The organism is Burkholderia sp. WP42 (assembly GCF_000745665.1).
GTDB lineage: Bacteria > Pseudomonadota > Gammaproteobacteria > Burkholderiales > Burkholderiaceae > Burkholderia > Burkholderia vietnamiensis.
Genome location: NZ_JQJT01000018.1, coordinates 1 through 25819 on the forward strand (window position 1 = coordinate 1; position 25819 = coordinate 25819).

A 25819-nucleotide genomic window follows, 5' to 3' on the forward strand; every position below is an offset into this window, starting at 1 on the left:
GCTGCGGCGACCAGCACCGATAAACCAGATCGTGATGCACCCGCCAGTACAGCGTGCTTCCTGCTGCCAGTTTCGCCTGACGCCGACTTCGCTCGCGGCGCGTCCGATAGGCTCTGGCCGCGCTTGTGGCGTCATAGCAGCGAGGCGCTTCCGTACGATTGCGCGCCAGTTCTCGTGTGATCGTCGACGCGCTGCGGCCAAGCAGCCTTGCAATCGCTCTGACGCTCGTGTTCCGGGCCTTCTCGATCATGATCACCGCGCGCTCTTCGGCGCTCAGATGCTTGTAATTCGTCATCGCAACACCCTATCTCATCAAAGGTGTTGCACTTGAAGCTAGAGTCTAAGCTCTGAACCTTCAGTTACTTCAACGCGTCGACCTAGCTAAAACCTGTGTGGGTATGCCTCAGGTGATAAAAGCCAAACCTCCGCCTTACATTGCTGCCCGGTGCGGACGCCCGTGCCGCCCACGAATTCGTGATATGCAGATGACCAGTAGTCAGCGCGCACCTGGTAGATCGGGTGATAGCCTGAAATGACCTCCTTCAGGGAACCGTCTGATCGTTGCGCAGTTAGGGACAAGTTCACAATTAGGTCGGATGGACGAGATGAGCGGGACATAAACAGATGTGCGGTAGCTGGTCGTTGAAGGGGGTTTGTCAACGATTCAGCTCGGTCGCATCGAATGTCCCCTCTTGGCCGAGGCTGTGTAAAAACGTGTGCCGGGGCCGGCCAATGGAGAAAGCGACCCGCCAGAATGCTCTGTATCGGCCTCGCGGCACTTCGGGAAGGGTAAAGCGGCACCCGAAAAACGGGTAATTTCGCGTTTTGACACGGCCTCGGCCGATCGCCGCCGCATGCAAATCGGGGGAACGAAGCCCTCGGCTTCTTATTCCCACCAACAATAAAGCGGGTTTCCACAAACGCCGTATGCACCAAGGTCATCGGGATCGGTTCCCCAGAAACAGTAATACTCACCTTCTTCGGGCTCGAAAACTAGCCAATATCCCGCGTCCCTCGCGAGAAGATAGCCCGCAACTTTGGAGCCAAGCTCACGGTGCTTGAAGCCGGGCGCTACAACGGTAGCGGAAACCCACTCCGCCGCTGTCGCGTGTCTTCTGATACTCGCGCGAAGACCTTCAAAATACTCCGCCTCATTTCGCCCCTTGGGCACAATGATTCCCGATGTATCACCAAGGTCGATCTCCAATCGCGCCCAGTATGGATTCAGTTTGGTGATTGGCTGCATGGCAAAAAGGGTCCCGACGCCAGCTTCGGAGATGGATGAATTTGTGTGCGTGCTGATGATACAGGAGAGTGATCCGCTTGCCGGCTGCTGCTGCCGCTCGAATGTCTGAGCGAAACCTCGGCCGAGCGTCGCATGTTGGCCGAACAGAGTCAGACGATCTGGCGCTGTCCGTTTGGTCCAGTCCAGCCTCATACACATGATCCGACATGGCAATCGGCGCGGTGCGCGCGCAGCCTGCCGATTGCCGCCCCGCGCTCGTGCGCTCAGCGTGTCTTCCGCAACCATCGGCTCGCAAGAGCCATTCATCCAATGCGATTCGATGATGATGGATATTCCGCAGCGAAAGCCTCCCGCCCCGAAGCATCCCCACCCGACGTAACGTACCCTCGCCTCGAGCCCCCTCTCACCAGCACGCCCGTCACTCGACCACCAGATCGTCGACGACCGCACGCACGCCGCGCGCCGACCACGCAGCACCGCGCACGGCCTTGCGCTCGGAAAACGAGCCGACCTTGCCGGACAGCCGCACGGTACCGTCGTGCACGTCGATCGTGATGTGCTTCGCCTCGCGCTCCGCGTGGCGCATGATCGCGCGCTTGATGTTGCCGCTGATGTCGTCCGCGCCGACCGCACCCAGCACCGCAATGTGGTCGGTCACGCCCGTCACGCTGCGCATCTGCGAGATCGCCCGCACGGCCAGATGGCTCTGGTACGCCGAGTCGACCGTGCCCGACAGCGTGATCCAGCCGCGCTCGACCTGCACCTTGAGCGCGTCGTCGTGCACCCCGACCGTCCAGTGCAACACCGACCGCACCGCCTTCGCGATGTCCTCGTCGGTGCGCACGTCGTCGTCCAGCAGGTGCACGGTCATGTCGACGACGAGCGCCTTCACGCCGGCCACACGGTTCGCCGCGCGTTCGATCGCCAGCTTCTCCGCATAGCTCGGCGGATGCCCCGAAAGCGTCACGATCCGGTCGGCCACTTCGACTCCGATACGTGTCGCATCGATCGCCGGGTCGGACTCCAGTTCGTCCTGGACGTCCTGCTTCAACTGCTTGTCGGTTTTCATCGTTGCTCTCCTGTGAGCCGCGGCGCGCCTGTTCGCCGCACTCAGCCAGATTTGCACACGCGCGGCGGCGGCTCGCTGACGCAGGTCAACGGATGCGTCGCGCGGCTTCGTGCGCCGGGCCGGCGCGTCGGTTGACGGAGGTCAATGCGGTGCGGCCCCGCCGCCGTATCGTGAAATCGAAGATGCGCACCGTTCCAGGCACGCGCATCCAAGCCTGAAGGAGACTCGTATGACCGAACCGCAACGATTGGCCTACTCGCCGGCGCCCGCTGCACTGCCGGCCCCTGCGCACGGCGAGTCGCCGGAGATCATCGATCTGCCGAGCCCGATGCTCGACAGCGACGTGCCGCTGATGGCGGCGCTCGCCACCCGGATGAGTTCCCGCGAATTCGCGGCCGCGCCGCTGCCGCCCGCGACGCTCGGCACGATGCTGTGGGCCGCGAACGGGATCAACCGCCCGGCGAGCGGCGGCCGCACGGCGCCGTCCGCACACGCGTTCAATGAAATCGACGTGTACGTCGCGCTGCCGTACGGCGTCTATCGCTACGACGTGCCCGCACACCGCCTCGTGCTGAAGCACGCGGTCGATGCGCGCAACCTGACCGGCTATCAGGACTTCGTCGGCCGAGCGCCGCTCGACCTCGTCTATGTCGTGCGCACTTCCGCGATACTCGACATGCCGCCGCAGCAACGCGACGTGTTCGCGGCAGTCGCGGCCGGCGCCATCTCGCAGAATGTGTCGCTATATTGCGCGTCGGCCGGCCTCGGGACGGTCGTGCGCGGCTGGATCAACCACCGTGCGCTCGCCGATGCGCTGCGGCTGAACGAGGACGAGTTGCCGATCCTCGCGCAGACGGTCGGCTTCCACGTCGGCAACACTGCGACACACGGGTGACGCATGCGCCGGCCGCTGCAACGAAAATGAAACGAAACGGCGCACGGATCGCTCCGTGCGCCGCTTATCGTTGCTCGCGACGGGCGATGCGCAGATGCGCTTGCCCGCCACGCGCTTCCGCTCAGCTGATCGTGAGCTTCTTCTGCCCGACCGGCGCCTTCTTCGGCAGCGTCAGCGACAGCACGCCATCCTGGTACGTCGCCGTCGCATTCGCGTCGTCGATGTCCGCGGCCAGCGAGAACGAACGGCTGATCGCGCCGCTATAGCGTTCGCGCCGGATCACGCGCTCGCCGTCCTTCTGTTCTTTGTTGCGTTCGACCTTCGCGTTGATCGAGACGGTATTGCCGGTCACCTGGACGTCGATGTCGTCCTTCGCCACGCCGGGCAACTCCGCCTTGACCGTGTACGCGCCGTCGTTCTCGGTGACGTCGATCTTCATCGACGCGAGGTCGGGCTGGTCGGCAAGCGTCATGCCGCGCAACGGCCTGAACAGCCCATGGAACAGGTCGGAAACGGGCTCGATCGAAAACGGATCGTAACGGGTCATATTGCTCATGGTTCGTAACTCCTGAGACGGTTGACGTGCGGCCGCGCTTGCGTCCCGACAGGCTCGGCCGCGCTGAAGATCGAATGGCGCGACAACGCTGCCGCGCAAGGGACGAATGATCGTTCGAAATGCGACGCACCGGCCCGCCGCCGCCGCGCGCTCGAGGCGCGCCCACGGCGGCGGCCGGCACTCATCTGCAGAACCTGAAATAGCCGCTGTGCAGCAGGATCGGCCGCCCGTCCATCTCCTCGAGCAGCGCGCGCGCGGCGCGCTCGATCGCGGGACGATGGCGCGCGAACGCGTCGACCAGATCCTGCTCGCGCGGCGAGGCCGCGCGAAAGTGATCTTCCAGCGCTTCCGCGGTAATCGCGCAGCGCACACGCCGGCCTTCAACGAGCGCCGGGAAGATCAGCGCGGGATCGAGGCCGGAATACGTCGGATGTTCGGATGGAAACGAGATCTGCATGATGGTGACCTGACCAGGTAGCGCGCAGTTCGTCGCGGCCGCTAGGCGGCCGTCTTGGCCGGCGCGGGATCGTCGCTGCGCAGCAGCAGGACCGGGCAACTCGAGCCGCGCAGGAAGCGCTCGGCGACGCTGCCGAGGAACAAGCGCCGGACCCCGCGTCGCCCGTGCGTGCCGATGACCGCGAGGTCGATCGCGTGCTCGGCGACATAGCGTTGCAGCCGCTCGGCGACGTCCTGCCCGAGTTCCGTCTCGATGAGCTCCGTGTCGCCGTTGACGGCCGCATGCGAAATCGCGCGTTCCGCGTCGTGCAGCACGGCCGTGCCGTCGCGGCGCACGTCGTCGAGCAGCGCGTCGGGGTCGATGCGCCCGCCGTACGCGAGCAGGATCGACTTGTCGACGGCGAACACCGCGAACAGGCGCGCGCCGCACGACGCAGCGACCTTCAGCGCTTCGTCGAGCGCCCGTTTCGAAGACGGACTGCCGTCCACGGCGACCATGACGTTCTTGTACATACCGACCTCGCTGGGAGAACCGACGCGCCTGTGGCGTTCGGTGCAATTCCATCATCGGCGCTTGCCGCCGGCGGGCGTTGACCGAAGTCAACGGTTTGGAAGCGTGAAGCGATCGGCAGCAGCGCGGCGCGTTAGCCGGGCAGATTCCCGTCCGCGCGGAAGCCGCGCTCGATGTCGAGAATTTTCCGTGCGCATGCATCGTATTGCCATCCGGGGCCGCCGGCGCTGTCGTACATGCCTTTGCACATCGCCTTGAGCCGGATCACCGACGCGCCGTCGCCCGCTGCGGTGCGCGACGCCCACAGATAGACTTCGCCGGCCAGATGCGGCTGCGCCGTTTCGATCCGGTCGGCGCTGGCGCGCGTGATTCGCGTCGCCGAATGGGTTTCGATGTAGCGCCGCACGCGAGCCCACTCGCGGTCGCATTCGGATGCCGTCGAACATTGCACCGCGGCGGACTGACGCGCGGCCAGCAGTTGCGTCTCCGACTTCCTGAACGCGGTCGCCTGCTCCGTGTCCGCACACGCGGCCAACGCAAGCAGCATGCCGATCGCCAATACCCGTCGCTTCATCGCCAACGCCTCTCCAGACCAATCATTCCGCACACGATCGTGCGTCGTGAACGCATACGGCCGCGGCCGTGACGCAACGCACATGCCGCCAGCGTGCACGCTCGCGCATCGCTGCGCGACTACTGGCACCGACTGTATTGCTGCTGCGCGGAATGCGGTTGACCTGCATCAAGCGTGCCTCTGCACGGCGGCGTTGACCCGTATCAAGCCGGATCGCGCGCCGATCGGCTGCAATAGCGAGGTCGCGTCGCCGGTCGCCCGATGTCGCTCGATCCGGCGACGTCCGGCCAACAGGCGCACGCTGCGGCTTGCGTGCGAATTCCACCCGCGGGGCGTCGACGAACACGCGCCTCGTCCGACCGCTCCGTTCACCATGTCCCGAACGCGTCACGTATCGTTCTCGCCGGGCCGCGCCAATGCGCGACGCAAGACGATCCAGTTCGATCGCGCATTGCGCCGCCCGGCGACCTATCCGCACCCCGCAGGCCGCATCGAGCGGATCGAAACGCATCTGTCCGTCGTCTATCTGGCCGGACGCTACGCGTACAAACGTATCAAGCCGGTGCGCTTCGCGTTCGTCGATCTCGTGCAGCCCGCGCAGCGGCGCCGCTGCGCGCTCGCGGAATACACGCTCAATCGCGCGCTCGCCGGCCCGCTGTATCTCGGCGTCTGGCCGCTCGTCGCGCGCGGCCGACGCTGCGCATTCGGCGAGCCGGTGCAGATCGGCACGCGCCGGCAGCGTCAGCCGACGCCCGGCGAGTACCTCGTACGCATGCGCCGGTTCGACGCGCACGCGATGCTGTCGATTCGCAGCGCGGTGCACGACGCCGGCCTCGCGGATGCCGATGCGCTCGCCGCCACGCTGGCCGGCCATCATCTGCACGCGCCGCGCCGCGCCCCGCGCAGCCACTTCGGCAGCGCGGCGAGCGTGGCCGCGCAGTGCCGGCCGCTGCTCGATACGCTCGACGTCGCGGTGCCGCGCGAAGCCGCGCTGCACGCTTGGTACGAAGCGGAACTGACGCGCATCGCACCGCTGCTCGCCGAGCGGCACGCGCAGGGCTTCGTGCGCGCATGCCACGGCGATCTGCATCTCGACAACATCGTGCGCTGGCGCAACCGCATCCTGATGTTCGACTGCATCGAATTCGACGACGCGCTGCGCTGGATCGACGTCGCGAGCGATCTCGCGTTCGCGCTGATGGACTTCTCCGCACACGGTCGGGACGATTGCGCGCACCGCTTGCTGTCCGGGTGGCTCGCGCGCACCGGCGACTACGCGGCGCTCGGCGTGGTGCCGTGCTATTTCGTCTATCGCGCGCTGGTGCGCGCCCTGACCGCGCGACTGCGGGGCGACGATGCAGCGCGCGACCGCTATCTGCGCATTGCAGCGGCGATGGCCGACACACGCCGCGACGCGCAACCGCTGCTGCTCCTGTGTCACGGCGTGTCGGGCTCTGGCAAATCGCTGGCCAGCCGCGCGCTGGCCGAGCGGCTCGGCGCGATCCGGCTGTCCAGCGACGTCGAGCGCAAGCGGCGCGCGGGCGTACCGGACGAAACGCGCCTGTCCGCCAGCGCCTATTCGGACGCGGCGATCGAGCGGATCTACGAACGGCTGCTGGCAGCGGCCGCGACCGTCATCGACAGCGGCTACACGGCGATCGTCGATGCGACGTTCCTGCGCGAAGCCGACCGCGCGGCGTTCGTGTCGCTCGCCGCACGGCGCGGCGTGCGCATCGCGATTCTGGATTTCACCGCGAGCCCGGCCACGCTCGCCGCACGCGTGGCCGCAAGGGCAGCACGCGGGAACGATTCTTCCGATGCCGACACCGCCGTGCTGGCGCGGCAGCTCGAGCATGCGGACGCGCTGACCGACGCGGAGACTGCGATCGCGATTCGCTTCGACACCGACTGCGATGCCGCGGCATACGAAAGCAGCGAGTTCTGGGCGCCGTTGTTCGAGGCGCTGCACGCGTAAAAGCGGGCTGCGCGCGCCGCCGCAAGGTTTACGCGTGGCTCACGTGCGGAACCGGTGCTCCTCGATCTGCTGCAGCTTGCCGACTTCCGCGACGCCGCCGAGCAATCCGGCGAGATGCTCGACGAGGTCGTCGAGCGTCACGATGCCGACGAGGCGGCCTGCGTCGTCGACGACCGGCAGCCGGCGGATGCCGGACCGGCGCATCTCCTCGAGCGCGACGCCGATCTCGTCGGTCTCCGCCACCACGACCAGACCGCGCGACATGATCTGCCCGGCCGTCACGTCGGCCGGATCGTCGCCGCGCGCCATCACCTCGACCACCAGATCGCGGTCGGTCACCAGACCGATCGGGATGGCCTCGCCGTTGCGGTACTCGATCACGACGATATCGCCGACATGCCCGTGCCGCATCCGGTCGGCCAGTTCGAACGCGCTGCATTCGGCCGTGCACGACTCGACCGGCTGGGTACAGATTCTTCCGATGTGCATGATGACGCTCCCGTTGCCCGATGCATGGACGAGCCCCGCGCCGCGACGACGCGTGCCCACGAATTCAGAGTAAGCGCGACACCCGCGGCCGGGTTGACTCACGTCAACGTGCGTCCGGCGTGCGGGTTTTGGCGGGGTTCGGGTGGCGATGCGGCGCCGGCTCCGCCTCGCGTGACGAGTGTGCGCGGCGTGTGTCGTCGGCCACGCACGCGCTCCGCCCGGTGCGGCCTAGATGCTGAGATAGCCCTGGAATAGCCACGGAGGACCGCTTCGCTCGCCTGTCGCGCGGCCGCTGGCTGTCGGTGCGCAGATTCCCGAGAAGCCCGGTGAACCGTCCTGCCAGAACGTCGGCACGAACGAAAACTCGCCGTTGACGGTCATCACGAAGTCGGAGTTGAACGGCGACGGCGCGAAGATCGTCACCTCATGGAAGAACCATGCGGCGTCGTCTCGCGCCGTGCTGCGCGCGGCGAACAGCCCGCGTGCGTCGTAGCGCGCCGGCAGCGTATAGATATTGCCGTCGCGCTCGACCGTTTCGCCAGGCGTATACACGAGTTCGACGCCCGGATAGGGCAACCGGTACGGCTCGCGACAGACCGGGCCGTCCGGCCCGAGCGCGAGCGGCGGATGCGCCCACATGGAAAGCGCCAGCGGGCTCGTGCGCTGCGCGAAGTATTCGGCAAGCCAGTTCATGATCATTCCTCCCGTAGGCGGTTATTGGAATCGGATGACGCGGACGATGCGCCGTCGTCGAACGATGCAGTGAGGCTCGCGTGCATCGACGCTTCGGGCATCGGGAAGCGGCGTTCGAACGCGCTGCAACGGCGTATCCGTACCTACTCATCCTTGCGTCTCTCTTCGTTGCTCTCGCGCTTTTCGCTGCGGATCGATGCGGCCGGCATTCATGATGCGCAGTTCCACCGTGACCTCATATGCGTATGCGGTTTCGGCCCGACATGTCGAGCGGGTGTCTGAACGAAGCCGTCGACGAACGCTCGGCGCGGGCCGCCGTCGGCTGCGTTGGCAGGAACCGCACATGTCGCCGCTACTGCGCGAGAACGCTGCGATCATTCTCGATCGCGCTGCGCGATGGGGGTTGACGGAGGTCAATGTACCGACCCGCATGCCGCGCGCGTGTTCGAACGCGCTGGAACGCGCGTGCCGATGCGTTACAACGTGAAGGCGTCGGACTTCTTCGTCTCGCACCACGTCATGGCAGTTGCGCAAGGTCTTCAGCGCCGCGCTCGGCCTTGAATATCGGTGACGTGTCGTACTTGCCGTTTGGCGTGGGACGCATCACACGGATGCGGCAGCGATAACGTCCCGCCCCGACGATGCTCGTCTCGATCGCCATCAAGCAATGCGCGTCGTGCAATTCAGCTGAACGGTCGTTCCGGCGTTCGTGCCGTCTGGCCGATGCCACAGCGGCGATGCTCACGTATCGATACCTGCGCCGCGATCAAAACGCCGCAGCCACCGCCGGATCAGCATGACCGTCCCCGCGACGACGACCAGAATCGTCGCGCACAGCAACAGCACATAGCCGACCAGATACCGGAATTCGGCGATGCGCTGCTGGAGTACCCACGTGCGGTACGACGCGACGTCGCTCGCGGCGTCCGGATACGACGCGCGATACACGAACAACGGCATGCACAAGTCATTTTCCGGAAGCGGTGTGGTCAGCAGCGAGCCGGCCGGGCGCACGCCCACGCGCGCACATTCCGACGCGTTCATGCCGGCGACGACACCTTCGCGTACAGGATGGTCGTAGATCGCACCGAGCCATGTGATGGCTGCCGACAGCAGCACGCAGAGACCGACGCAGCCGAGCCACCAGCGCAGCCGGGCGGGCGTAGCGGTATCGGCCTCCGTATCGGGATCGGGATCGCGCGTCATCGCATCGCGCACGCACGGTCGATGAGGTGCGCCGTTATCGAGCCGGCTGCTGCGCCGCACACCGCGCACCCTCCCCGCTCACCCACGCTGCTTCTCCTCGAAATACACCTGACGCGCAGCGACGAGACGCAATTCATCGAGCAGCGCCGCGGCCGCGCGCAGCATGTCGTCGAGCGACACGACGCCGACCAGTTCCCCATCGGCGCCGACGACCGGCAAGCGACGCACGCCATGCTGGCGCATCCGCTTCGCGAGCAGCCAGATGTCGTCGTCGGCGTTCGCGAGCGCGACGGGCGCCGACATCACGTCGCCGACGAACAGCGCGCCGGGCGCCGCGTCGGCGCGTACCACGGTCAGCACGATGTCCCGATCGGTGACCATCCCGACCGGCACGCGCCGCCCGTCCTGTTCGCTCACGACGACGAGATCGCCCGCGTGGGCGTCGCGCATCATGGCGGCCGCCTCGACGACGGTAGCCTGCGTCGTACACGTGGCGACATCGCGGGTGCAAAGCATCGCGGCATTCATGTCGATTCTCCCGTCAGCAGTTCAGCGCAACACCGGTCGATGCCCGTCGCGACGCACGACGCCCTGCTTCGGCTCGCTGTCGCATTGGATGGCCACCGGCTCGTGTCCGCATCGGATACGAACAACGGTACGTGCGGCGTCGCCGCCGCGAATTGATGCTAGTCAGCGCGACACGGCGGCGTCGGAACGCGAAATCGTCGGGCGATTCGGCACATTCGCGAGCAACGCGCGCACGATCCCTGCCGCCTCGTCGACGTGCATGGGAAGACGGCACCCGACATGCCGACGCGGATCGCGATCGACATGCGGGAACGTCGATCTTCGCTCCGACGTGCCGATCGACCTTGACGCAGGTCATCCGGCGAGCTTCGGCGATCGAAGCAATCGAAGCGGTCAACGACGGATCCGACGCGACGACAGCCGAGCACTGCGGCGATGCAGCATGCCGATTCGGCTGAACGTCGCCGCGAAAAATCGGATGAATCGCTGCGTTGAGCGGCATCAAGACACGACCGCGTCGCGAGGCTCAGCATGCACCGGTCAACCTCGGGAGACCACGAATGAACTGGTACTGCGACGTCGAACGCGAGCTGTCCCATATCGAAGGTTCCATTCGTCTGCTCGAGCAGACACGCTCCTACTTCCCGAGCAGCGCATCCGTGAGCGATCCCGCGTACTGGCGCGCGAGACTGCATGCGGTCAGAGAGAGCGCCGAGCGCAACCACGCGCTGCTGCGCCGCACCGACGAGATCTTCGCGCTGCTTGACCGCCTTTGAGCGCGACGCGCGAGTCGATCACGGCGTCGCCGTCCGGCGTTTGCGCACCGCGCGTGCGCGCACCGCGAAAGCTGTGCGAAAGACACATGAAAGCCGGTATAGACGCACGGTGGAACGAAGCCGCCCCCGGCCCGACGCCGCCATCACACGATTCGCGTCCCGGTCGACCGCGCCGACCATTCGCGCGCTCGCGATCGCGGATTCATGCGTCATTTATGCTATAAATGGGCGCCTGATCCGATCCCCTGTTGCCCTCGCGACGGGACTGCGTCGCAGGCTGAACATCGTGCACGACTGGTATGCATTATTCGACGAAGTAAAAAAGCTGGGCGGCTATCCCAGCGACGCCCAACTCGCGGAGGCGCTCGCGTTGACCCGCGCCCAGATATCCGCGTGGCGCACCGGTAAGAGCGACCTCGGCACGCTGTCGAAGCTGCGCATCCTCGATGCGCTCGGTCAGGACGACGTGCGCTCCGCGGTCCTGAGTCTCCTGCCGGAAAGCAACCGCGACATCCTGATCCGTCAGCATCTCGAACTCGTCGCGCGCGTGGCGCAAGGCACGCAGTCCGATCGCGGCAGTCGCGACGGCGCGCGCGCAGCCGGTGCCGCGCCTTCGGACAACCGGCTGCTGCGTGCGCTGCCGGCCGACGAACTCGACCGGCTAGCACCGCATCTCGTACCGGTGGATCTCGCGCCCGGACAAGTGCTCCACAAGCAAGGCGACAGCCTGAGCCACCTGTATCTGCCGGCCACCGCGGCCTGCGTCGTCTTCCATTCCACGAAAGCGAGCGCACCGCTCGGCCTGGCCATGATCGGCAACGACGGGCTCGTGGGCTTGTCTGCATGTATCGGCGAGCCGCGCGCGGCCAACCGCGTGGTCGTCCAGGGCGCGGGCCATGCATACCGGCTCGACGCCGACGTCGCCAAACAGGAATTCTCGCTCGGCGGCACGTTCCAGCGACTGCTGCTGCGCTATACGCAGGCATTGCTCGCGCAGATGTCGCAACTCACCGTGTGCGGGCATCATCATTCGCCGCTGGAGCAGCTGTGCCGCTGGCTGCTGCAAACGCTCGACCGGCTGGACGGCAACGCGATCCAGTTCAGCAGGAAAGTCTTTCCGGGGGTCCTGGCGTTCGACGGCGCGCTCGCCCGCAATACGCTGCGCAAACTGGAGACCGACGGCGCGATCCGCTATCGTCCCGGCCTGATCACGATCGTCGATCGCGACGCGATCGAGCACCACGCGTGCGAGTGCCACCGCATCCTGTGTCGCAACGACGCACGCGTGTTCGCCACGCGCTGACCGAAGACGGAAAACGCGTTCAGGCGGGCGGCGTGTCGCGCACCGCACTGTGCCCGCGTGCCGCGAACACCGCGTCGATGATCTGCTGCAGCCGCATCAGGCAGCCTTGAGCATCGCCCGGGGAGTTCAGTTCGAGCGCTTCGAGCACGTTGACGATGCCGGCCAGGAACGCGTCCCCGACCGGGTCCTCGCGGCCGCACGCGCGCAGATACTCGGCGCGCCCGTACAGCGCACAGATGAAATCGACCTGATGGGCCGCAAACGATTCATCGTCCTGCGCGTCGACCTCGAAACGCTCGTGCGCGTGTCCCTGCAGCGCGATGGGCAGACGAAAAAACATGTTCATACCACTGGCCTCGAATGAGAAGGGACCGCTAGGCCGGAGCGCCTGCGACACCCCTCTCTGCCATTGAAACTTTCGCCGGACCCCGCCGGCTCGCCATTTTTCTTCCGCGGCGATCCCTTCGTCAAGTATATTTGACACTCGGAGACTCGCGAAGATGATGCACAACGATTCGATGGACGTATTGACCGTCGCCGGGCTGTTCGTCACGCTCGGAACCTGGGCCTGGGTTTTCTGCAAAATGCAGCGCGTCGCCGCCACGGACCATCAGACGAATGCCGCGTGCGATACGCCCGTCGCGTCCAGCAATCGCGATCACGTCGTTCTGTTCAATCCGGCAGCCGAACGCATGGTCGGACGCAGCGCGCGCATGCCGGTCCACCCTACCATCGCGACGTGTCGATCCGCTGAAACAGAGCACGCGCGCCGTATCGAACCGGACTCGGCACCGCTCGCAAACGCCGCCGGCATCGCGGCGTGCGTTCGCGCCATCGACGCATCGCCGGCGCGCGCCGCGCACCCGCGCGCATGTGCCGAACACAACCCCGTTGCGACGTGGCTGATGCGCGACGGCGTGATCGTCGGGGTGAACGACGCATGCCTCGCGCTGCTCGGCGCGCTCGCGCCGGCGGACGTGGTCGCCACCGCGGCATCCGCGTGGCTCGACGCGGACGGCCTGAAAGGCGTGCGTCGACAACTGGCGATGGCGCCAGTCGCGCCGCACGGGCGGACCGAGCCGACGGCTGGCGTCCTCACGCGCCGCGACGGTCGGACCCGCGACGTCGACGTGTTGGCGACCGTATCGAGCGACGCAGTTCATGCGCCGGTGCTGTTGACGTTCCACGACGTCACGCGCCGCAATGCGACCGAGCGCGAGCTGCGCGAATCGCGCCATGCGTTGCGCGAGCTCGCGCGCGGCGTGCAGCGTGAGCGCGAGGCCGAATTCGCACGCGTTGCCCGCGAGCTTCACGAAGGGCTCGCACAACCGCTCGACGCGTTGAAGATCGAGATCGCCGCGCTGAACGCACGTTATGCTCAGTTGATGCAGCAAGACGGAACCGCGAACGAAGCCAGCCGGAAGATCGACGCGCATCTGGACCATCTCGCCGCGCACGTGCGGCAACTTACCGCCGACCTCAGGCCGCCGATGCTCGACGAGTTCGGGCTCGCCGCCACGCTCGAGTGGCTCGCGCAGGATCTGTTCGCCCGATACGGCGTGAAGATCGACACCGACCTCAGCGCGACCGTGGTGGACGATGCGGCCGCGTCGGTGCTTTATCGGATCGCACGCGATGCGCTCGAATCCGCGCGGCTGCGCGTGCCCGTTGCGCGCATCGGCGTGCAGTTGCGGCAGGCCAGCGGTTTCGTCAGGTTGACGATCCGGGAGGACGGCGCGCTCGACGACGCCTTCGTCGACCGGCAGCGCCCTCCGGCGCTGTTCGCGATACGCGAGCAGGTCGCGACGATCGGCGGCGACGCCGACTGGAAGACGCTCGCCACCGGCGGGCAGGAACTCGTCGTTCACCTGTCGTCGTTGTCGCGCCGCTAGCGCACACCGGAGGCCGTTCATGACGGTGAGGCGAGCGTAGCGGCAGTTGCGCGTTCGACCGCTGCGCGCACGTCGCCTTCGTCGTCGATCATTGGGCCGGCCGATCGCTGCGCGTGACGAGATTCGCCTTCAGCGTCGCGCTCATCGGCATGTCGAGATTCGCGCCGCGCGGCGGAATCGGCGATTCGAACCACTTCGCATAGAGCCGCGCGAACTCGCCGCTTCTGATGAGCCGCGTGAGCGTGCCGTCGACGAGCCGCTTGAACGCTGGATCGTCCTTGCGCACCATGCATGCGTAAGGCTCGACCTGCAGCGCGTCGCCGGCGACGACCCAACTGCCGGGATCGTCGGCATTCGCCCGCAGTCCGTACAGCAGAACGTCGTCGAGCGCGAGCGCGGCGACCTTGTCGGTCGCGACCATCTGCAGTGCATCCGCATAGTCCTTCGCGAGCACCACGTCGGCATCGATGTGCCGCGCGGCGAGTTCGCGCCGCAACGTCTTCTCGTTCGTGCTTCCGGCAACCGTCGCGACGGCCTGGTGCGCAAGGTCCGCGTAGTCGCCGATGTGCGACGCGCGCTTCGCCATCAGCCGCGTGCCAGCATAGAAGTAGTTGATCGAGAACGCGACGTCCTTGCCGCGCGCCGACGTATTGGTCGTCGATCCGCATTCGAGGTCGTAGCTGCCATCGACCAGCAGCGGAATGCGGTTCTGTCCGGTCACCGGCACGTAGGCGACCCGCAGGTCGGGCCTGCGCAGCGTCTTGCGGACGTCGTCGACGATGGCCTCGGTCACGTCGACCGAAAAGCCGACGGCCTTGTGCGGCGTCAGCAGATAGCTGAACGGCACCGCGGCTTCGCGGTACGACACGACGATCCGGCCGGAGCGCGAGATCTTGTCGAGCGTCTGCGCGCATGCGGCCGTCGACGCGACGCACGCCGCGAGCAATGTGGCGAGCACGGCAAAGGACCGATGTCTCATGACTCCCCCTTTCCACGATGGGCACCCCGCAGGCGCGGTGTCGCGAGCCGTGCGGCGACGGGCGGAACGCATTCCGCAGCCGTCGCCGCGCGTGTTCGAGACCCGACGTGAATTCACTGTAGGCGCCGCCCCTCGCGTGCCCTTGACGCAAGTCAACGGCGCGGCGGCGCCGTGGCGCAGGGCCGTCCGGATTTTCCCGAGCGACAATGCAAACGGCCCGAGGTCGATCGACGACCTCGGGCCGCGCACGCGCCGGGCATCCCGCCTGCCCGCCGCGCGCCGCCGTTCAACGGGCTCGCGCCCGCATCAGAACTGGTAGCCGGCGCCCACGACCGCACCGAAGTCGGAGCGCGTATTGCCCGTCACCGACGCCTTGACGACCCAGCGGTTGCTCTCCGTCACGTACGAATAACCGGCCGCGAACCCTTGCTGCCCGTGATAGTTCGACGTCGCCGCCGACACCATCGAGCGCCCCGCGCCGGTCGGCTGCGGCAAGCCGGCCACGGCCATCGCCGAGGCAACGCCGCCGTACATGTCTTTCTTCAGATCGTTGAACGCGTTGTACACCTGTCCGACGCGCTGATCGGTGTAGCCCTTCGCCTGCGTCGACGCAGCGTTCAGGTTGTCGTTCAGCTGCTGCACGTTCACCGCGTCGGTCGGCGCCGTGCCGGCCGCGACGTTGGTGATCTGCCGCTCGTTGCCCTGCGCGCCGACCGAGAACGAATTGTCGCGATCGGCCACCGAGCCCTGCCCGACCGCCACCGCGTTCTTGCCGGTCGCGGTCGCCGTCGAGCCGATCGAACCGGCATCGGCACGCGCGATCCACGTGGTGTTCGCATCGGTCGCCGCCGCACGGATCCGGTCGTTGGCCGCCGCGGTGTTCAGCGCGCTGTTGAACTGCGCCATGTTGACCGCGTCGTTCGCGTTCACGCCGGCCGCGACGCCGCTCAGCACGCGGTCGCCCGACGTGCCGGCGAAGTTCACGCTCGTGCCGCCCGAGTCCTTGCCGACCGTGATCGCGCCGTTCGCGTCCTGCTGCTGCACGAGCCCGGCCCGGCCGTTCGCGATGTTGGTCACGTTGCTCTGCAGGTTCGAGATGTCGGTCGTGTTCTGCGCGACCTGCTGGTTCGTCGCGTACAGTTGCGAGCCGTTCACCGCGTCGGTGCTGGTCGCATTGAGCGCGCCGGCCTTCACGTTGGTGATGCGCGTGCCGCCCGCGCCGCCGAGCGTGATCGAGCTCTTCGACGCATCGTCGTACTGCACCGCGAGCGCGCCGAGCTGGTCGAGGTTCGACTGCACTGACTTCAGCTGCTTCACGTTCACCGCGTCCGTATCGTCGGTGCCCGCCGCGACGTTCTTCAGCACGACCGCCGCGTTGGCGTTGCCGCCGACCAGCGACACCGAGTTCAGCCGGTTGCCGTTGCCGTCGACGTCGTACTTGACGACGTTCTTCACGGCCTCGCCGGTCTGGTTCGACACCTGGGTGATCTGCTGCTCGAGATCGGTCTTCACGCCGTACAGCTGGCCACCGTTGACCGCATCCGTGCTGCCGGCCGCGATCCGGCCGTCGGCGACGTTGGTCAGCTGCGTCGGCGCGCCGTCGCGTGCGGCGCTGTAGGCGCCGAGCGTCGGGTCGAACTGCAGCGCGTCCTTCTGCAACCCGGCGATCGCGGTCGTATTGCCGGCGATATGGGTTTCGGCGTCGCCGAGGCGCGTTTCGTGATTCTCGAGCGTCGTCGTGTTGCTGCCGACGCGGCCGTCGAGGTTCGTCAGCGCGTCGCCGACGTTGTTGAACGCGTCGCCGCCGACCCGGTACGACGGCGCGCCGAGCGAGCCGTCGGCATTCGCCGTTGCGCCGCCGCCGAGCGCGGCCGCCGTGGCGTCGGTCGCGCGGCGCAACTGTGCGCCGTTGACCGCGTCCGTGCTGCCGGCCGACACGCTGCCTTCCGCGACGTTGGTCACGCGCACCGGCACGCCGCCGTTGCCCGCGCCGAGCGACACCTGGCGCTTGCTCGCATCGTCGTACTTCACCGCGAGCGCGTCGAGCTGGCTCGTGCCGTCGTGGATCGCCGCATTCAGCTGATCGACGTTCACCGCATCGGTGCCGTCGCGGCCGGCCGCGAGGTTGCCGATGCGCTGCGGCCCGTTGCCGCCGTGGCTCGCGTCATAGGTGCCGAGGCCCGCGTTCCATTGCAGCGCGTCCTGTTGCAGCGCGGCGATATTGCCGGTGTTCACGTTCACCTGATCGCCGAGCTTCGTCACGCTGTTGCCGACGTTGGCGATCGACTGGTTCAGCGTATCGGTCGCCTTGCCGAGCTGGCCGACGTTGACCGCGTCGTTCGCGGCCACGCCGTCCGCGACGTTGTGCAGCGTCGTGCCGTTCGGGCCGGCGAACGTGACCGAATCGAAGCCGCTCGCGCCGTCGTACTTCACGTTGCGCGCGTCGGCCGCCTGCAGGCCGCCGATGTTCGACGCCGCGGTGCTCAGCGACGCGCTCAGGCCGTTCACGTTGTTCTGCAGGTTCGTGATGTTCCCGACCGCGGTCGACAGCGACGTCTGCAGCGGCGCGACGGTGCCCTTCAGTTGCCCGACGTTCACCGCGTCGGTATCGGCAACGCCGGCCGCGAGCCCGCTGATCGTCGTGCCGCTCGCGCCGTCGAGCGCGATCGCCGCATGCGAATCGTCGGTGTATTTGACGACGTTCTGCGTCGCGGTGACGATGCTGGTGCTCAGGCTGTTGCCGACATTGGTCACGCGCTGGTCGACGCTGGCGATCGACGTCGACAGCGTATTGCCGACGGAGGTCACGCGCGCATCGACGTTCGCGATGCCGGTGCTCAGCGTACCGTTGACGTTCTTCAGCTGCTCGACGTTCACCGCGTCCGTATCGGCCGCGCCGGCCGCGACGTTGCGGATCTGCCGTTCATGGCCGACCGAACCGAACGACACCGCGCCGCCGACCGGCGCCGCGGTGCCGCCGAACACGGGCGTACCGCCGTTGTTCACACCGATGCTGCCGGAGCCAATGGCCACCTGGTTGTTGTCGTTCGTCTGCGCGCCCGCGCCGATCGCGACCGACTGCGTGCCGCCCGCACGTGTCTGCGTCGCCGCGTCGTAGGAAGCGCCGTTCGAGACGCCGTCGCTGGTGGTCGGATTCGCGCCGCCGATCGCAATCGAACGATCGCCGCTCGCCAGCGCCGAGTGACCGAGCGCGATGGAGCTCGTGCCGTGCGCGTCGGCGACGTTGCCCAGCGCCATCGAGTAGTCGCCGATCGCGGCCGACTGGCGGCCCACCGCGAGCGCCGTGTTGCCTTGCGCGAGCGCCACCGTGCCGATCGCGGTCGCCGAGTTCGCGAGCGCCTGCGCGCCGACGCCGATCGCAATACCGCCGCCGCTGCTCGAGCCGCCCTGGCTGCCCGCATTCGACTGGTCGCCGATCGCGATGCCGCTGGAACCGGCCTTGGCGTTCGCGCCCGACGTGAAGTTCGTGCTGCTGGTCGCGACGTACGTGCCGCTCTTCGTCGCGACGCACAACGGGTTCGTGCCGTCGATGCATTGCCCGGTCAACGCGTTGTCCGGATTGCCGCGGTCGACGAAGTTGTCGGCGTGGGCAGCCCCCGCGACCAGCACACCTGCGCTTGCGAACATGGCGGCGACGAGCGCCGAGATCTGGTTCCTCTGCATTTTCTGCTCCGTTATATATGGCTTATGGTTTATGGACTACTTACGTTCATTCACACCGTCGAATCCGACTTCTCGTTGCTCGGGCGGCGCACCGGGCCGTGTTTCGCCATTTACCAAAACCTCAGTAATGCGAAGTTCAGGTTATGGACGAGTTCGTCCCGGCCGATTCTCGCGATTCAGCCTGCTGCAATTGACAATCCGAATGGGACGCACCGCGCGGCGCGACTAACCCCGTTTTTTCTATTTCGTCCGTCGCGCCCCGACCGACTGCTTTACGCGACACATTGTTACCAAGGCAATTCGTTCTGCACCGCTAATGCAGATGCGAAGATTGCCGCGCCGAATATGTATCGTGGTACACATCGATTAGCGAAACCGATTTGGTTTCCTCAGCGCCGGACTTCTTTGTCAGACCGACCGATCCGGTGAATCGATTCGCCATCCAAAGTTCGGACGAATTATGGGACAGCACCTTGCGTTCGAGAAGATGTCATTCTTTATAAAATGACAAATCCTGTATTTTCAATGACTTACATTATAAAAACGGTATGCGCAAACGATTGCGCATTTCCGCGACCAATAAAAATGTTTTCTGAAGCGGACAAATGCTTTGCCAGAGCGAATCCGAGGGAAACGCAATCAAGTTAAAAAACGTAAAACCGGAAAACCTTCCTGCGGCACTTTCGCCACGCGTCCGAATAATCCATGCCGTTATGCTGGTGAGGATTCGAATCTCCCCCTACAATCCCATTCGCATCGATTCCGGTCGCGACCATGATCTGCCGCTTTATCGCGTCAGCAATAGAAAGAGACAACGCCGGGTATTGGGCCGAGATACTGCCTGCCGTGCAGACCGGCCGACTCTGTTTGTCGATGCGCGCGTGCCGCGCCCGTTCGTGAAGCCATGTCGCAGCTTCCGACGATTTTCCCGCAATGGAATCGATACGCACGGCAACGCAGCCCGCGGCACTTCCCGAACAGGTAAACGATGCAGCCCTCGACATCCGTATTGAGCAATGCCCATATCCTGATCGCCGACGATCAGCCCGACCAGTTGCGTCTGCTGGTCGACCTTCTGCGCGACACCGGGTGCCGGATCAGCATCGCGCACGACGGCTTGCAGGCGTGCCAGCGCGCGCAGGCGTTGTTGCCCGACCTCGTGCTGATGGACGTGCGGATGCCGCGCATGGACGGGTTCACCGCGTGTCGGCGGCTGGCGGCCGATCCGCTGACGAGCGCGATCCCGGTGATCTTCCTGACGGTGGCCGGCGAACTGCACGAGCGCATCGAAGGGCTCGAGATCGGCGGCGTCGATTACGTCGTCAAGCCGTTCGAGCCGGCCGAAGTCATCGCGCGGATCCGAGTGCAGCTGATGCGGATGAGGCGCCCGCTGCCGGACGAGGCATCGGACGCGCCCGCCGTGGCTGCGGCCGGCAGGGACGACGGCATCATCGTGCGCGCGGCGATCCGCCACCTGTCGCGTTCACTGCACGAGCCGCCGACGGTGGAGCAACTGGCACGCGCGGTCGGTACGCACGAGAAGCGCCTGTCGCGCGCGTTTCGCGACAATCTCGGACAGACGGTGTTCGAATACGTGCGCCACGAGCGGCTGCGCGTCGCGCGCGATCTGCTGGATTCGACGTCGCTCAGCATCGCCAGCATCGCGAAGGAGATCGGCTTTGCGACGCCCGCGAATTTCGCCACCGCGTTCCGCGAACGGTTCGGCATCACGCCGACCGAATGGCGCAGGCAGCGCGTCGCGGCCGCGCCCGCGACCGGCCGCAAGCGGGAACGCGACGCGTAACCGCGGCGGCAACGACGGCTGCGGCTGCCCCGCCCTGTTTCGCGCTTGGCAGCCCGTGCGGGCATTGCCGAATCCTCACACCGCGAACGAGTGATAGCCGCTCACGGCGAGACGCTCGAACAAGTTGGCGACTTTCATCGCGAAGCGCCGTTGGCATAGCTCGTCGTGCGCACCTACGCCTGCCATCGGCCGAACGAAGTCGTATGAAGAAGTGTCCAACCCGCGAGCCGTCACAAGCCGCGCCAGCGAGCCGACGACGACGCGCACCAGCCCTGCGAATCGCGACGACCCATGCTGCCCGCGCCGCGCTGGCGCTGGTACCATACGCCAGCCTCTCTACCGGAACCCGCGATGAAGCTGTCATTCGAAGCGCTCGAAGCCCTGGACGCGATCGACCGCACCGGCACGTTTGCCGAAGCGGCGGAGCTGCTGCACCGCGTGCCGTCCGCGCTGACCTATCAAGTGCAGAAACTCGAGAGCGACCTCGGCATCGCGCTGTTCGACCGCAGCGGACGACGCGCGAAGCTCACGCATGCGGGCCGCGTCGTCGTCGAGGAAGGCCGGCGCCTCTTGCGCGCGGCCGAACAACTCGAGCTGAAGGCGCTGCGCGTGCAACAGGGCTGGGAAACGGAAGTGCGCGTCTGCATCGACGAAATCCTGCCGTTCGACTCGCTGTGGCCGTACGTCCATCGCTTCTATGCGCTCGGCATGGACACGCGGCTGCGGCTGTCGACCGAAGTGCTCGGCGGCGCGTGGGACGCGCTGATTTCGCGTCGCGCCGATCTCGTGGTCGGCGCGGCCGGCGAGCCGCCCGAGCTGCCGGACATCATCGCGCGGCCGATCGGCTCGCTCAAGCACGTGTTCGCGGTCGCGCCATCGCATCCGCTCGCCGCACTGCCCGAACCGCTGTCGATGGCCTCGGTGGTCCAGTATCGCGGCGCGGTGATCAGCGATACGTCGCGCGAATTGCAGCCGCAGTCGATCGGGATCGACCCCGGCCAGCCGTACCTCGCCGTGCCGACGCTCACCGCCAAACTGGAGGCGCAATGCGCGGGCCTCGCGGTCGGCACGCTGCCGGAATGCATCGCGGCGCCCGCGATCGCCAGCGGCAAGCTCGTCGCGCGCGAGGTGACGGGCATGCGCGACACCACGCACTGCTATCTCGCATGGCGCGGCGACGAAGCCGGACGCGCACTGCACTGGTGGGTCGAGCAACTCGACAAACCCGACCTCGTCGATTGCTTCACGGCGCCGCACTGACGCTGCCGTTCCACGGCCCGCACGCGGGCGCGTTCGCCCTGCGGGGCACGCATGATGCGCGACCACGCCCGCTTCCACGCACGGCCTCGTGCGCCCCGTGCCGATCGTCTGACACGCCGCTCATGGCTTCGATCGGCGTGGCCTCTGCCCCGGCTGCATCACGCTGCTCTCAGCTCCCGCTTGCGCCCGGCCGACAGCGCCGCGCGACCTTGCCAGCGTCAGCCGAGCGTATCGTGCAGGCGCTTCATCTGCTTCTCGAGCCACCCGATCGGGCTGAACGACGCGTGGGTCTTCTCGGCCGGCGGAACCAGCATCCGCTCCTCGGCGGCGATATGTTTCGCCAGGCCGTCCGGCGACGCGGCGAAGGTCAACGGGCGCAGGCCGGCCGCGCCTGCGCTCGCGCTACGCGCGCCGAAGCGGGATGCGCGGCAGCGCATAGCGGCCGGCGCCGGCGATCGCGATCGTACCGAACAGGATCAGCAGCATCCACGCGAACTGCCCGTCGCGCAGCGACCAGTCGGGATGCACGAACACCAGCGCGACGACGGTGATGATCATCACCGGCAACGCGGCGAGCCTCGGCCACAGGCCGACGATCATGAAGATCGGACACACGACTTCCGCGAAGATCGCGAACAGGATCGACAGCGTGCGCCCGAGATGGAACGGGTCCTCGATCGCGGCCGCTTCGGCCGTGTAGTGGACGAGCTTCGGCAAGCCGTGCACGACGAGCAACAGCAGGCTTGCGCTGACGCGCAGGAACAGCAGGCCGAGATCGACGGCCATGCGGGCCGAGGCGGGAGCGGGAGCGGGTTGAGCAGGATTCATGTAACGGTCGTCCGGATGGGCGGATGGAGCGCCGATGCGCCCGTTCGGTGGCGTCACGCCACCGCAAGCGAGCGCAGGCGATCGCGGCACGCACGCCGACATGCGGCCTGCGTGCGCCGTTCGCACAATCTACGCGCGCGAACCGGTGCCGTCCTGTAGCCGGACTGAAACGTTCTGAAGCCTGCGCGGCGTTACGGTTCGCGCGACTGCGCGTCGGCGTCGAGCGCATCGTGGCCGAGGCGATGCACCTGCAACCATGCGTGATGTGCGGCCTGCGTCGAGCCGCCGGTATGGGCGAGCGCCGCCGCGTACGCGGCGAGCAAGCGCACGCGCGCATTGGCGCAGGCCGGCGTCACGTCGGCCTCCTGCATCGCGTCGAGCGCCACGCGCGCGCGCTCGCGGCATTCGTCGACGAGCGACAGGTCGAACAGGCACGGCACCGCCACCGCGGCGAGGTCGATGCCGAGCGCGCGGTCACCGCCCGTCGAGAATGCCCAGTCGAGCGCGGCGCGCAGGTTGCCGAGCTCGCGCCGCACGACTTCGAGCCGCACGCTGCCGCCCGCGCCGTTGCCGCGCCCGCCGGGCGCGTGCCTGAACAACTTGAGGAAGTAACACAGATGCGAGCGCGCCGCGGCCGCATACTCGCCGTGCGCCTCGAGCTGCTGCCGTGCATAGGCGCGGGTGGTCGTGAGCAGCCGGTAGCGCGGGCCGCCTTGCGAGGTCTCGAGGATCAGCAGCGACTTCGACACGAGGCCGGCGATCGTATCGAGCAGATCGGTGCCGGCCGGCCCGTTCGCGCCGACGACCTCGCGCACGGCCTCGATCGTGAAGCTGTCGCGGAACACGCCGAGCCAGCGCAACAGCAGCTGCTCGTCGTCGCCGAGCAGCCGGTAGCTCCAGTCGTACATCGCCTGCAGCGTCTGGTGGCGCGGCAACGCCGTGCGAAAGCCGCCGGTCAGCAGCCTGAAGTGATCGTCGAGATGCGCGGCCAGCACGTCGATGCCGAGCACGGCGGCGCGCGCGGCCGCCAGCTCGATCGCGAGCGGCAGCCCGTCGAGCCGGCGACACACCGATGCCATCAGCGCGAGGCTGCGTTCATCCAGCGGAAAGCGCGGATCGGCCGCACGCGCGCGCGCCGCGAACAACTGCACGGCGCTCGCGTTCATCGTATCGCGCGGGTCGGCGTCGGCAGCGGGCACGTCGAGCGGCGGCACCGGGCACACGCGCTCGCCATGGATGCGCAGCGCCTCGCGGCTGGTCGCGAGCACGCTCAGCCCGTCGTCGGCATCGGTCAGCGCGCTCGCGATCCGGGCGGCGTCGTCGAGCAGGTGTTCGCAATTGTCGAGCACGAGCAGCATCCGGCGCCGCGCGACACTGGCCAGCACGGCTTCGAGCGTCAGCGAGCCGGCCGGCTGCGCGATGCCGAACGCGCTGGCAAGCGCGTCGGGCACGAAGTTCGAGCAGGCCACCGTGGCCAGCGACACGAACACCGTCCCTTCCGGGAACCGCTCTTCCGCACGCGCGGCCGCCTCGATCGCGACGCGCGTCTTGCCGATCCCGCCGGCGCCCACCAGCGTGACGACGCGCGCGACTTGCAGCGCGGCCTGCACGTCGGCCAGCATCGTTTCGCGACCGAACAGCGCACCGGGCACCATGGCCGGGCGCAGCGTCTCCGTGCGCACCGGCGGCTCGGCGCCGTCCCGCTCGACCACCAGCCGGTAGCCGCGGCCCGGCACCGTCACGATCAGGTTGCGGTCGGCGGCCAGCGCCTTGCGCAGCGACGCGATATGCACCTGCAAGTTGTTTTCTTCGACCACGGTATGCGGCCAGACGCGCTGCATGATTTCATCTTTCGATACCAGCGCCCCGTCCGCCCGAATCAATAATTCGAGAATTTCGAATGCGCGGCTGCCGATACGCAGCAGCGTGCCGTTCGAACGAATTTCACGTCTGTCGAGAAAAACGTGAAGTGTTCCAATCCGGATCATGAGAATTTCGCGTTGGTGACGGTCAACCGCGCGCCGCGGGGGCAGCGCGCGTATCCGGCGTCAATGCTACGGTATTTGCATGATCGAATGATTCAAATTATCCGAATGGAACGATCGCATTTTTTGAAATGACCGGAAATTGGTAAATACCGGTATTGGATTCGCCGAATCGGCCAGCGCCCCGCGCAGGTGCGTTTCACGCATGAAAGCGGGGTTGCGTCGATGAATTTATCGGCCAATATGCGATGAAAAGGCATTCGGCCGAATGCCGATTTTTATTCGTCCAACGAATACCGGTCGATCGGCTCCCCAGCGTCGCGTCACGCGTGCGGCTGCCGCACGGCGAAGCGGTCGAGCGCCGCCGCGAGGATCATCTCGCGGCAGTTCGCCGGGCGCTTCGCGCCGCGCCATTGCGGCTTGTAGATCGCGTCGCCGGTCGTGATCGGCAGCCCGGTCAGCGCGCAGCGGCCGCGCGAGCGCGCCTTCGCGCTGATCCAGCGCTGCTCGTCGTAGCGGCAGTGGGTCGAGTCGCTCCACGACACCAGCACCGACGAATCGGTCTGCCGTTCGGCGGCGATGATCGCGCTGCGGCGCCGCGCGTCGCCGCTCGACGGGATCGGCGGGTCGTCCCGATGAAGGCGGCTGCGGCCGTCCGTCTGCGCGGTGCGCGGCATCGGCCGCAGCCCCGCGACGGGCGACGGCCCGAGCGATGTGATCATCAGCTCCCAACGAGTGAACGCGTCCATGGCGGCATATCCAGGCAAGTAACGGGCGGGCCCGCGATTCGGTGATCCGGGCGATCCGGGCTCGTTCGCGTCGCGCGGCGCGGGCTGCGGCCGACGCCAGCCGACGCGACGTGCGCCGGGCGGCCCGATGTCGACGATAGTCGCCGTCCGCTGAAGAGTCTCGGTGACGGACTGAATTGTTCTGCAGCGCGGCCTCCCGCTCGCACGCGGGCGCGTTCAAGAAAATTCAGCCGGATTTCAGTACGGCGCTCGCGGCGCCGGGATACGCTCCTGACGGCATTCGCTCGTCCGCGCCGCGTCGGCCGGCACGTGGCGGCGCAGACCGGCCGCACGACGGGATGGCGGAGGCCGGTCGCACCGA

26 protein-coding genes are annotated in these 25819 nt (G+C 67.0%); 7 read left to right on the forward strand and 19 right to left on the reverse strand.

Going from position 1 to position 25819, the window contains the following annotated elements; translation table 11 throughout:
* The 3 genes from EX20_RS30585 to EX20_RS11155 all read right to left on the reverse strand — a co-directional run.
* The coding region (locus tag EX20_RS30585) for a helix-turn-helix domain-containing protein (RefSeq protein WP_156126944.1) at nt 1-295 on the reverse strand (295 nt) is incomplete at its 3' end.
* A gap of 591 nt (nt 296-886) precedes the next feature.
* Complete coding sequence (locus tag EX20_RS31850; protein ID WP_139164697.1) at nt 887-1438, reverse strand: hypothetical protein; 552 nt, start codon at nt 1436-1438, stop codon at nt 887-889.
* Between the two features lie 226 nt (nt 1439-1664).
* Complete coding sequence (locus EX20_RS11155; protein WP_034193564.1) at nt 1665-2315, reverse strand: BON domain-containing protein; 651 nt, start codon at nt 2313-2315, stop codon at nt 1665-1667.
* Nucleotides 2316-2544: 229 nt separating this feature from the next.
* On the opposite strand from EX20_RS11155, the gene EX20_RS11160 reads away from it, so the two are divergent.
* On the forward strand, nt 2545-3210 hold the full coding sequence (locus EX20_RS11160) for a nitroreductase family protein (RefSeq protein ID WP_034193565.1): 666 nt from the start codon (nt 2545-2547) through the stop codon (nt 3208-3210).
* Nucleotides 3211-3331: 121 nt separating this feature from the next.
* Here the strand turns inward: EX20_RS11160 and EX20_RS11165 are convergent, their stop codons facing one another.
* From EX20_RS11165 to EX20_RS11180, 4 genes are all read right to left on the reverse strand, one after another.
* Nucleotides 3332-3766, reverse strand: coding sequence for an Hsp20/alpha crystallin family protein (locus EX20_RS11165; protein WP_034193566.1), 435 nt, complete (start codon nt 3764-3766; stop codon nt 3332-3334).
* A 181-nt stretch (nt 3767-3947) separates the two neighbouring features.
* Complete coding sequence (locus EX20_RS11170) at nt 3948-4223, reverse strand: DUF1488 family protein (protein ID WP_014726047.1); 276 nt, start codon at nt 4221-4223, stop codon at nt 3948-3950.
* A gap of 41 nt (nt 4224-4264) precedes the next feature.
* The gene (locus EX20_RS11175; RefSeq protein ID WP_011880410.1) at nt 4265-4735 is read right to left on the reverse strand and encodes a universal stress protein; all 471 of its coding nucleotides are present in this window, start codon (nt 4733-4735) and stop codon (nt 4265-4267) included.
* 131 nt (nt 4736-4866) lie between these two features.
* Nucleotides 4867-5307 carry a hypothetical protein gene (locus EX20_RS11180; RefSeq protein ID WP_034193567.1) on the reverse strand — a complete coding sequence of 147 codons (441 nt, stop codon included), beginning with the start codon at nt 5305-5307 and terminating at the stop codon, nt 4867-4869.
* Nucleotides 5308-5680: 373 nt separating this feature from the next.
* Between EX20_RS11180 and EX20_RS11185 the strand changes: the two genes are divergently transcribed.
* A complete protein-coding gene (locus EX20_RS11185; protein ID WP_034193568.1) occupies nt 5681-7282 on the forward strand; it encodes a bifunctional aminoglycoside phosphotransferase/ATP-binding protein in 1602 nt (533 codons plus the stop codon).
* Between the two features lie 39 nt (nt 7283-7321).
* Here EX20_RS11185 and EX20_RS11190 read toward each other — a convergent pair whose 3' ends face one another.
* The 5 genes from EX20_RS11190 to EX20_RS11205 all read right to left on the reverse strand — a co-directional run bounded on the left by EX20_RS11190 (nt 7322) and on the right by EX20_RS11205 (nt 10198).
* Nucleotides 7322-7771, reverse strand: coding sequence for a CBS domain-containing protein (locus tag EX20_RS11190; RefSeq protein WP_011880413.1), 450 nt, complete (start codon nt 7769-7771; stop codon nt 7322-7324).
* Nucleotides 7772-7999: 228 nt separating this feature from the next.
* Nucleotides 8000-8464, reverse strand: coding sequence for a hypothetical protein (locus EX20_RS11195; protein ID WP_034193666.1), 465 nt, complete (start codon nt 8462-8464; stop codon nt 8000-8002).
* Nucleotides 8465-8981: 517 nt separating this feature from the next.
* Nucleotides 8982-9209 (reverse strand): hypothetical protein, encoded by a 228-nt coding sequence (locus tag EX20_RS31855; RefSeq protein WP_139164696.1) that lies wholly within the window; start codon nt 9207-9209, stop codon nt 8982-8984.
* Nucleotides 9206-9670, reverse strand: coding sequence for a hypothetical protein (locus tag EX20_RS11200; RefSeq protein WP_045579989.1), 465 nt, complete (start codon nt 9668-9670; stop codon nt 9206-9208). The genes EX20_RS31855 and EX20_RS11200 overlap by 4 nt, the downstream gene beginning before the upstream one ends.
* A 78-nt stretch (nt 9671-9748) precedes the next feature.
* Nucleotides 9749-10198: a CBS domain-containing protein gene (locus tag EX20_RS11205; protein ID WP_014726054.1), complete on the reverse strand. Its 450-nt coding sequence runs from the start codon at nt 10196-10198 to the stop codon at nt 9749-9751.
* Between the two features lie 560 nt (nt 10199-10758).
* Here EX20_RS11205 and EX20_RS11210 point away from each other — a divergent pair.
* Entirely contained in the window at nt 10759-10974 is a 216-nt protein-coding gene (locus EX20_RS11210; RefSeq protein WP_034193570.1) for a hypothetical protein, read from the forward strand.
* Between the two features lie 286 nt (nt 10975-11260).
* Complete coding sequence (locus EX20_RS11215; protein WP_051974425.1) at nt 11261-12277, forward strand: Crp/Fnr family transcriptional regulator; 1017 nt, start codon at nt 11261-11263, stop codon at nt 12275-12277.
* Between the two features lie 19 nt (nt 12278-12296).
* On the opposite strand, the gene EX20_RS11220 is transcribed toward EX20_RS11215, so the two are convergent.
* The gene (locus EX20_RS11220) at nt 12297-12623 is read right to left on the reverse strand and encodes a hypothetical protein (RefSeq protein WP_014726060.1); all 327 of its coding nucleotides are present in this window, start codon (nt 12621-12623) and stop codon (nt 12297-12299) included.
* Between the two features lie 154 nt (nt 12624-12777).
* Between EX20_RS11220 and EX20_RS11225 the strand changes: the two genes are divergently transcribed.
* The gene (locus EX20_RS11225; RefSeq protein WP_034193571.1) at nt 12778-14169 is read left to right on the forward strand and encodes a sensor histidine kinase; all 1392 of its coding nucleotides are present in this window, start codon (nt 12778-12780) and stop codon (nt 14167-14169) included.
* Between the two features lie 88 nt (nt 14170-14257).
* Here EX20_RS11225 and EX20_RS11230 read toward each other — a convergent pair whose 3' ends face one another.
* A complete protein-coding gene (locus EX20_RS11230; protein ID WP_034193572.1) occupies nt 14258-15148 on the reverse strand; it encodes an amino acid ABC transporter substrate-binding protein in 891 nt (296 codons plus the stop codon).
* A 306-nt stretch (nt 15149-15454) separates the two neighbouring features.
* Entirely contained in the window at nt 15455-18832 is a 3378-nt protein-coding gene (locus EX20_RS11235) for a YadA family autotransporter adhesin (protein ID WP_034193573.1), read from the reverse strand.
* A gap of 988 nt (nt 18833-19820) precedes the next feature.
* Between EX20_RS11235 and EX20_RS11240 the strand changes: the two genes are divergently transcribed.
* Both EX20_RS11240 and EX20_RS11245 read left to right on the forward strand, forming a co-directional pair.
* A complete protein-coding gene (locus EX20_RS11240; protein ID WP_034193574.1) occupies nt 19821-20636 on the forward strand; it encodes a response regulator transcription factor in 816 nt (271 codons plus the stop codon).
* A 351-nt stretch (nt 20637-20987) separates the two neighbouring features.
* Entirely contained in the window at nt 20988-21896 is a 909-nt protein-coding gene (locus EX20_RS11245) for a LysR family transcriptional regulator (RefSeq protein ID WP_034193575.1), read from the forward strand.
* Nucleotides 21897-22114: 218 nt separating this feature from the next.
* On the opposite strand, the gene EX20_RS11250 is transcribed toward EX20_RS11245, so the two are convergent.
* From EX20_RS11250 to EX20_RS11265, 4 genes are all read right to left on the reverse strand, one after another.
* Nucleotides 22115-22333, reverse strand: coding sequence for a hypothetical protein (locus EX20_RS11250; RefSeq protein WP_034193576.1), 219 nt, complete (start codon nt 22331-22333; stop codon nt 22115-22117).
* Entirely contained in the window at nt 22299-22724 is a 426-nt protein-coding gene (locus tag EX20_RS11255; RefSeq protein WP_050991258.1) for a DoxX family protein, read from the reverse strand. Before EX20_RS11255 ends, EX20_RS11250 begins: the two co-directional genes overlap by 35 nt.
* 191 nt (nt 22725-22915) lie before the next feature.
* Nucleotides 22916-24712 (reverse strand): ATP-binding protein, encoded by a 1797-nt coding sequence (locus EX20_RS11260; protein WP_034193577.1) that lies wholly within the window; start codon nt 24710-24712, stop codon nt 22916-22918.
* A 320-nt stretch (nt 24713-25032) separates the two neighbouring features.
* Nucleotides 25033-25458, reverse strand: a complete 426-nt coding sequence (locus EX20_RS11265; RefSeq protein WP_034193578.1) for a DUF3331 domain-containing protein — start codon at nt 25456-25458, stop codon at nt 25033-25035.
* Nucleotides 25459-25819 lie beyond the last annotated feature (361 nt).